This window comes from Collinsella sp. AM38-1BH (genome assembly GCF_003467545.1).
Classification (GTDB): domain Bacteria; phylum Actinomycetota; class Coriobacteriia; order Coriobacteriales; family Coriobacteriaceae; genus Collinsella.
Genome location: NZ_QSHC01000025.1, coordinates 1 through 8,281, shown reverse-complemented (window position 1 = coordinate 8,281; position 8,281 = coordinate 1). Strand labels below are relative to the sequence as shown.

6 protein-coding genes are annotated in these 8,281 nt (G+C 59.7%); all 6 read right to left on the bottom strand.

The genetic code is table 11. The features are described from left to right. Positions 1 to 81 precede the first annotated feature (81 nt). The 6 genes from xerD to argF all read right to left on the bottom strand — a co-directional run bounded on the left by xerD (position 82) and on the right by argF (position 8,118). Positions 82 to 1,023 (bottom strand): site-specific tyrosine recombinase XerD, encoded by a 942-nt coding sequence (xerD, locus tag DW870_RS09095; RefSeq protein ID WP_171025140.1) that lies wholly within the window; start codon positions 1,021 to 1,023, stop codon positions 82 to 84. Positions 1,024 to 1,025: 2 nt separating this feature from the next. Then, positions 1,026 to 2,687: a CTP synthase gene (locus DW870_RS09090; protein ID WP_117770006.1), complete on the bottom strand. Its 1,662-nt coding sequence runs from the start codon at positions 2,685 to 2,687 to the stop codon at positions 1,026 to 1,028. 178 nt (positions 2,688 to 2,865) lie between these two features. After that, complete coding sequence (locus DW870_RS09085; RefSeq protein WP_040358312.1) at positions 2,866 to 3,204, bottom strand: hypothetical protein; 339 nt, start codon at positions 3,202 to 3,204, stop codon at positions 2,866 to 2,868. A 256-nt stretch (positions 3,205 to 3,460) separates the two neighbouring features. Further along, on the bottom strand, positions 3,461 to 4,942 hold the full coding sequence (locus tag DW870_RS09080) for a DUF1846 domain-containing protein (protein WP_006234276.1): 1,482 nt from the start codon (positions 4,940 to 4,942) through the stop codon (positions 3,461 to 3,463). 554 nt (positions 4,943 to 5,496) lie between these two features. Further along, a complete protein-coding gene (locus tag DW870_RS09075) occupies positions 5,497 to 6,984 on the bottom strand; it encodes a YfcC family protein (RefSeq protein ID WP_369831649.1) in 1,488 nt (495 codons plus the stop codon). Positions 6,985 to 7,122: 138 nt separating this feature from the next. Then, the gene (argF, locus tag DW870_RS09070) at positions 7,123 to 8,118 is read right to left on the bottom strand and encodes an ornithine carbamoyltransferase (protein ID WP_099431521.1); all 996 of its coding nucleotides are present in this window, start codon (positions 8,116 to 8,118) and stop codon (positions 7,123 to 7,125) included. Between the last annotated feature and the right edge of the window lie 163 nt (positions 8,119 to 8,281).

The following is an 8,281-nucleotide window of genomic DNA, read 5'->3' as shown; positions in this document are numbered from 1 at the left end:
TGCCCATGCGCGCAAAAGTGCGTATCGGCAATCTGGGGCCCGTCCCATTTAATATTTATAAATATGCAGGTCAGCGAGGTGCTAGCGATGTGCTAGCGGATGCGCCGCCAGATAGACCTCGGTCAGTTGCGTTCGGTCGACATGCGTGTAGACCTGCGTGGTCGAAATATCGGCATGGCCCAAAATCTCCTGCAGCACACGCAGGTCGGCACCGCCCGCGAGCATGTGGGTGGCAAAGGAGTGGCGCAAGGTATGGGGATGGAGCCCCACCAGTCCCACCTGGCGCCCGTAGCGCTCACAGATGGCATGGATGCCCTGGCGCGACAGACGGCGGCCGTTCTTATTTAAAAAGACCGCCGAGGTCTCGGTTCCGCGGGCATGGGCCGCCAAGCGAGAACGCCCCTCAGTTACATAAAGCGTCAGAGCTCGCGCCGCGCTTCCTACCAGCGGGGACAGGCGTTCCTTCGAGCCCTTACCACGAACGAGCACAAAGCCATCGTCGATATGGATATCGCCCACATCGAGCCCCACCAACTCGCTCACACGCAAACCGCATCCGTAGAGCACTTCCAAGATGGCATGGTCGCGCAAGCCCATCTCGCCCTCGGGGAAGTCTTGATCGAGCAGCGCCGAGACATCCTCCACCGATAGATACTCCGGCAAACGCTCAGCCTTTTTAGGCAGGCGCAACGCCGCCGTTGGATTTTGGGCCACAGCCCCATCGCGCACCAAAAAGGCATGTAGGCCCTTCACGGCCGCAAGCGCACGCTCCACCGAGGCATCGGAATAGCCCCCATCGCGACGGTCGGCGACAAAGCCCTCCACGACCTGACGGGTCACCTCTTCAAAAGACACAATACCCGCCCGCTCCAGATAGGCGCAGTACGTCGTCAGGTCACGACGATAGGCCGCAATCGTGTTGCGCGCCAAACCCCGCTCGACCGCGAGGTAATCGAGATACTCCCCCGCCGCCACGGCGAGCGACGAGGGAGTAGCTTCGGTATGTTCCTTATTCGCCGGCACCCTTAGTCCGTAGCGAGGTTCATGGGCGTCACCTGCAGACGGTCGACACCCTCGTGCTGGCCGATCGAAGCGCGCACGAACTCGCGGAACAGCGGCTGCGGGTTGGTCGGGCGGCTCTTGAACTCGGGATGAGCCTGGGTTGCCACATACCACGGATGCACGTCGCGCGGCAGCTCGACCATCTCGACCAGGCGCTCGTCGGGCGACAGACCCGAGATAACCAAGCCGGCGTCCTCGAGCTGGTCACGGAAGGCGTTGTTGAACTCAAAGCGATGACGGTGACGCTCGTAGACGAGCTCCTCGCCATATGCCTCGCGAGCAAGGGTATCGGCGGCGAGCTTGCACGGATAGGCGCCCAGGCGCATGGTGCCGCCCTTCTCGGTCACGTCCTCCTGCGAGCTCATCAGATCGATGACACTATACGGCCCATCCGGATCGAACTCGGAGGAGCTGGCACCGGCAAGGCCAACGACATTGCGGGCAAACTCGCACACGGCGACCTGCATACCCAGGCAAATGCCCAGATACGGAATCTTGTGCTCACGGGCAAACTCGGCCGCGAGGATTTTGCCCTCCAGGGCGCGCTTGCCAAAGCCGCCGGGGACCAGGATGCCCGAGGCGTCGCCCAGAACCTCGGAGACATTCTGCTCGTCGAGACTCTCGCCGTCGACCAGCTGGACGTCCACATGGCGATCGTAGAAGACGCCCGCATGGTGCAGGGCCTCGATAACCGACAGGTACGCATCGGGCAGCTGCGTGTACTTACCCACGACGGCGATCTTCACCTTGTCGGTGTGATGGTTGGCGTGATTCTGTTTGCGCAGGAACTCGTTCCACTCGCTCATGTCGCGCTCACGCGGATCCAGACCCAGGCGCTCGCAAATGCGCAGGTCAAAGTCCTGCTCGGCAAGCAGCTGCGGAACATCGTAAATGCTCGCGCAGTCCTCGTTGGTAAAGACGCAATCGGTGTCGACGTCGCAGAAGCTTGCGATCTTTCCGCGGATAGCGTCATCGATATGGTGGTCGGAGCGCAGCACGATGATATCGGGCTGGATGCCAAAGCTGCGGAGCTCCTTGACGGAATGCTGCGTGGGCTTGGTCTTGACCTCGTGGGCGGCGGCGATATAGGGAACGAGCGACACGTGAATGTAGCAGACGTTCTCGGGGCCGGCCTCCTTGCGGTACTGGCGGATGGCCTCGACAAACGGCTGCGACTCGATGTCGCCGATCGTGCCGCCCAGCTCGGTGATGACTACATCGGAGCCGGTCTGCTCCTCGATGCGGCGGAACTTGTCCTTAATGGCGTTGGTGACGTGGGGAATCACCTGCACGGTACCGCCCAAAAAGTCGCCGCGACGCTCACGGGCGATCAGGCTTTTGTAGATGGCGCCGGTCGTAAAGTTGGAATCGCGGGTCAGGTTCTCATCAATAAAGCGCTCGTAATGACCCAGGTCCAGGTCGGACTCGTAACCATCCTCGGTAACGAAGACCTCACCATGCTGGAACGGGCTCATGGTACCGGGGTCGACGTTCAGATACGGGTCGGCCTTCTGCATCGTTACTTTGTAGCCACGCGACTTGAGCAGACGGCCCAGCGAGGCCGCGGTGATACCCTTGCCCAGAGACGAAACCACGCCACCGGTTACGAACACATGCTTGGTCATATTGAGTTACCTGCGCTTCCCGTAGAAGTTGTTTATCCACATCTTACGGGTCTTCATTGTAATACTCGCGCCGCGGACCGTTCGCAATTTTTCTCGCGTGAGATTGCATTTCTCAATCTTGAAACAAAACGCCGCCCGGTTTCCCAGGCGGCGTCGCTATGGCAAGGGTTACATGCTGCTATCGATCAGCAACCTCGTCCTCAAGCATTTCTTGAACGAGCATGCCGGTACGGACGCCCTCAAGATACCACTCGCCACGTTCGGTGAGGCAAATGCCATTTGCAAGCTGACCGCCGTCGTCGCTATAACGCGAGACGACATCAATCATGCCTTCGGAATCCAAGCGATCGATTGCGGCGCGGGCACGATACGGCGAAACCCCCACGCGCTCGGCAAGCGTTTTGCGCGAGAAACCATACGGCCCGCCATTGTCTTCAGTTTGCTGGTCGATCTCCATCAACACCAGCACCTCGACACGCTTCATATCGTTGACACTCGCACGACCCTTGCCCGCCATAGCAGCCTCCTCAAACCGAGCACGAGCATCTAACGCGCCGTGCGCGACCGACACACCTCACGATGGCAGGTAATATCCATCATGCGGCATCCCGCTAAGGATGAAACAGTTACGGTTATTGTATACCGCTCAAATTGTTTCTAGGCAGGTAAACAGCTATTTTTCGCCGAAATAGGCGCTTTATTGATCAAAAAGCCGTACCGGGCGCTAACCCGATACGGCCAAAATGCAATGCAATTACCGCGGTGCTTCAAACTTAGCGATGGAAGAAACCGCGGCGCTCAAACTTGGGCTCGCAGCACACGTTGATACCCAGTTTGCGCAGTACCGTCTCGTCCGTCGGCGAGATAATCACGCTAAAGAAGGCATCGCAACCGCGCAGCTGCTCCAGGCCCGAAAGGACGCGAGCGGCCGTCTCACTCGTGGCCGAGGTGATCGACAGCGCCATAAGCGTCTCGTCGGTGTGGAGGCGCGGGTTTTTGCTGCCCAGGAAATGCGTCTTGAGCTTGCTGATGGGCTCGATCGCCTCATCGCTAATGACCTCGAGCTCAAGGTCGACGCCCGAGACATGCTTGAGGGCGTTCATAATGAGCGAACTTGCGGCGCCCAGGCGCGTGGAGGTCTTACCGGTCACCACGGAGCCATCGGGCATGACCATGGCACCCACGGGACCACCCGTCAGCTGCTCCCTGGTGAGGGCCGCTGAGCGCGCCGGTGAGTAGTTCTTATCGATGCCGGCTTTCTTCATAATAATCTTGAGACGGTCGACTTGCTCATCGCCCACGCCGGTACGGCGCACATTTTCGACCGCGGTAAAGTAGCGGCGGACGATCTCCATCTTGGAAGCGTCGCGGCAGGCATCGTCATCGGTGATGGCAAAGCCGACCATATTGACGCCCATGTCCGTAGGGCTCTGGTAGGGGCTCTTGCCCAGGATCTTTTCCATCAGGGCACGGACTACCGGGAAGGCCTCGACGTCGCGGTTGTAGTTGACCGTGGTCTTGTTGTAGGCCTCAAGGTGGAACGAATCGATGATATTGGCGTCGTCGAGGTCAGCCGTGGCGGCCTCGTAGGCAATATTGACCGGATGCGTCAGAGGAAGATTCCAGACCGGGAAGGTCTCGAATTTAGCATAGCCGGCGGCCGTGCCATGCTTGTGCTCGTGATAGAGCTGAGACAGGCAGGTGGCAAGCTTGCCCGAGCCAGGACCGGGGGCAGTGACCACGACGAGCGGTCGGGTGGTCTCGACAAACTCGTTCTTGCCGTAGCCATCGTCGGACACGATCAGATCGACATCGTGCGGATACCCCTCGATGGGATAGTGCAGCTTGGCGGGAATACCGAGCGCGTTCAGGCGGTTGCGGAACACATCGGCAGCAGGCTGGCCGGCGTACTGGGTGATGACCACAGCCGCGACGGCAAAGCCGTTGCCGCGGAACAGGTCAACCAGGCGCAGCACATCCTCGTCATAGGTAATACCGAGGTCACCACGAGCCTTGTTTTTCTCGATGTGGTTCGCGTTGATTGCGATGATAACCTCGACATCGTCGGCGATGCTCTTGAGCATGCGGAACTTGCTGTCCGGTTCAAAACCCGGTAGCACGCGGCTCGCATGATAGTCATCGAACAGCTTACCGCCAAACTCCAAATAGAGCTTGCCACCAAACTGCGAGATGCGCTCCTTAATGTGAGCAGCCTGCAGCTCGATATACTTCGCGTTGTCGAAACCCTGGCGCATATATGGCTCCCGTCCCGTTTCCATTTAATGTTCTAGGCGATTATAACGGAGCCCGCCCTCCCCGATACCCAGACCATCAACAGGCACCAACCAAACACGCCCACCGCAACCACCGGGGACCCGGGGTAGATCATTTGGGACGGGAAACAAGGCACTCAGCACCAACAATGAAAACGTCACAGGCAGAGCCAAAGCCAGCGAACGGGCACCAGAGTAGGCAAAGCGCCCTCTGCACCAACAATGGCAGCGCCGCAGGTGGAGCAAAAGTCAGCGAAAGCCCGCCAGAGCGAGCAAGGTGACGTGAAAGAGGAGGGCATAGGCCTTTTGGCCATGCCCGACGATTGAACGTCAGATTGCCGCTCTGGCGGGCTTGCAGCGTCGAGTGGTTCCGGCGTTTGGTAAAACGCCGGAACACAAGAGCGCCCCCTCCCGCGCACGGAACGGAAGGGGGCTAAAGGTAGGAGTCTACCGGTGGGTTGACCCCACCGGACAGACGATGACCAGGTGATCCTTTACAGGATCGTCAAGGTTTCCGTGGGGTACCCGTTGGGTACTTAGATCAACACGCAGGCGACGGTCAGGATGACGGCGCAGACGACGGAGAGCGCGACGATGAGCTTAAGGGCAAACTTGAGCCAGGTCGTCCACTCGATCTTGGCCAGGGCGAGACCGCCCATGATGGCGCCGGAGGTCGGGGTGAACAGGTTCACGACACCGATGGCGGCGGAGAAGATCATGACCATGACCTCGGGCGAGAAGCCGAGCTTAACAGCCAGCGGTCCCATGATGGGCATGGAGACGGTGGCCATACCGGAGGTCGAGGGGATCAGGAAGGACAGGCCGAAGTAAACCAGGAAGCTCATGGGAGCGAAGATCACGCCGGACAGGCCAGCCAGGGCATTGGCGGCAGCGTCGAGGACGAAGACGTCGAGGCCGGTGTTAGCCATGAGGACGGAGATACCACGGGCGAGGGCGATGACGAGAACAACGGACATCATGTCGGCAGCGCCGGTGATAAAGGTGTTAACGATCTGCTTCTCGGACAGGCCACCGATGATACCGATCAGGATAGCCATGAGGAAGAACCAGGTGGAAGCCTCGTCGAAGTACCACTGGCCAATGGGCAGGCCAGTGATCAGGGCAGACCAGCCCTGGACGACGGCGTTACCGTCGGCGTCGTAGACAGCGCCAGCGTCGAAGAAGTTGGCGACGCCCTCGTTGAGGTCGGCCAGCGGAATGAAGCCGACGATCATGACGACGAAGGTGAAGGCGAAGGCGATCAGAACACCCTTCTGACGACCGGTGAGCTTGACCTCCTTGTGGACCTCGGAAGCAGCCTTGCCGTGAGCCTCTTCGGCATCCTTGAGCTCCTGCATCGACAGGATGGTGGAACCCTTGTCAGCCTTGACCTTCTTGGCATAGTTCATCACGAAGACGATGGACATAGCGGTAGTGACAATCCACAGGACGGCACCGAGGCCGATGATGATGGACTGATTCACGGCAATGTCAACGCCGGTCAGAGCGTCAACGGCAGCGCCGACGGCGAACGGGTTAACCGTGGAGCCCAGGCAGCCGCAGCCAGCGCCGAGCAGGACGGTAGCGGCGCCGACCATCGGGTCGAAGCCGGCAGCCATCATGGTAGCGGCGAGCAGGGCGTAGAAGGGAACGGTCTCCTCGCACATACCATAGGTGGTACCACCGAGGGAGAAGATGAGCATCAGCACGGGAATGAGCATGATCTCGTTGCCCTTAAGCTTCTGCACCAGGACGGCGATGCCGTTGTCCAGAGCGCCGGTCTCGGTCATCATACCGAGGAAGCCGCCCAGGATCATAACGAAGAGGCAGACGGGCAGAGCGTCAGCGAAGCCCTTAATCGGGGCGGTGCAGAAATCGCTCAGACGGGCGGCAGTAACCGCGCCGCCGGACGTGCCGGAGACGATAACGGTAACAACTGCAACAATTGCCAGCAGAGCTAGAAGAATGGTGAACGATGAAGGCATACCGCGCTTTTTCTTAGCGGTCTCAGTCATGGTTCTCATCCCCCCTTCATAAATCATTTAACTTTCTCGCGCGAAGCGGATTTTCCGTGCCGTGCCCACCGCCCGACGCAAGATATTTACCAGACAAAACTGCTCGGGGTGAGCAGCAATACACCCCGAGCGAGATGCTAGATGCTCTTACTTGAGCGTGGCGTACATGACAGCCTTGATGGTGTGCATGCGGTTCTCGGCCTCGTCGAAGACCTTGGAAGCGGGGCTCTCGAAGACCTCGTCGGTGACCTCCTGCTCGGTGATGCCGAACTGCTCGCACTTCTCGGCGCCAATCGTAGTGTTGGTGTCGTGGAAGCTGGGCAGGCAGTGCAGGAAGATGGCACCCGGGTTGGCCATAGCCATGACCTCGGAAGTAACACGATACGGGGTGAGCTGAGCGATGCGCTCGGCCCAGACCTCGTCGGGCTCGCCCATGGAGACCCACACGTCGGTGTAGATAACGTCGGCACCGGTGACGCCGTCCTTGACGTCGGTGGTCAGCTTGATGGTGCAGCCGTTGGCCTCGGCGATGGGCTTGCAGGCCTCGATGACGTCGTCGGCGGGCATGCACTCCTCGGGGCCGCAGGCCACGAAATTCATGCCGAGCTTGGAGCAGACGACCATGAGGGAGCGAGCAACGTTGTTCTTGCAGTCGCCCATGAAAACGAGAGTCTTGCCCTTGATGTCGTAGTTGAAGTTCTCCTGGACGGTCAGGATGTCGGCGAGCATCTGGGTGGGATGCCACTCAGTGGTCAGGCCGTTCCACACGGGCACGCCGGACTTAGCAGCGAGCTCCTCGACATCGTCCTGGGCAAAGCCACGGAACTCGATGCCGTCATACATGCGGCCGAGAACGCGGGCGGTGTCCTCGATGGACTCCTTCTTGCCCATCTGCGACGAACCCGGATCGAGGTAGGTGACGCCCATGCCCAGATCCATGCCGCCGACCTCAAAGGCGCAGCGGGTACGAGTGGAGGTCTTCTGGAAGAGCAGAACGATGTTCTTGCCCTCGAGATAGCGGTGCGGAACGCCAGCGCGCTTCATGTCCTTGAAGTTCTTGGAGAGCTTGAGCAGGTACTCGATCTCCTCGGTGGAGAGGTCGAGAAGCTTGAGGAAGCTACGGCCGGAGAGGTTAACACCCATGGTTCGATTCCTTTCGAAGAAATGAATTACGTAAGTATTAGTGTTGCCCGTTTAACGGGCGAAGCCGGTGCGGTTGTAGGGGGACCGCACCGGAAACGGAAAGACTTAGAGGTCCTCGCGCCAGAAGGGCATGCTCATGCAGCGCGGGCCGCCGCGGCCGCGG

What these genes read in the sequence shown, in the direction of transcription:
- argF (WP_099431521.1), bottom strand. Translation starts at nt 8,118, where the DNA reads ATGGGTGTTAACCTCTCCGGCCGTAGCTTCCTCAAGCTTCTCGACCTC.
- DW870_RS09090 (WP_117770006.1), bottom strand. Translation starts at nt 2,687, where the DNA reads ATGACCAAGCATGTGTTCGTAACCGGTGGCGTGGTTTCGTCTCTGGGC.
- DW870_RS09085 (WP_040358312.1), bottom strand. Translation starts at nt 3,204, where the DNA reads ATGGCGGGCAAGGGTCGTGCGAGTGTCAACGATATGAAGCGTGTCGAG.
- DW870_RS09075 (WP_369831649.1), bottom strand. Translation starts at nt 6,984, where the DNA reads ATGAGAACCATGACTGAGACCGCTAAGAAAAAGCGCGGTATGCCTTCA.
- DW870_RS09080 (WP_006234276.1), bottom strand. Translation starts at nt 4,942, where the DNA reads ATGCGCCAGGGTTTCGACAACGCGAAGTATATCGAGCTGCAGGCTGCT.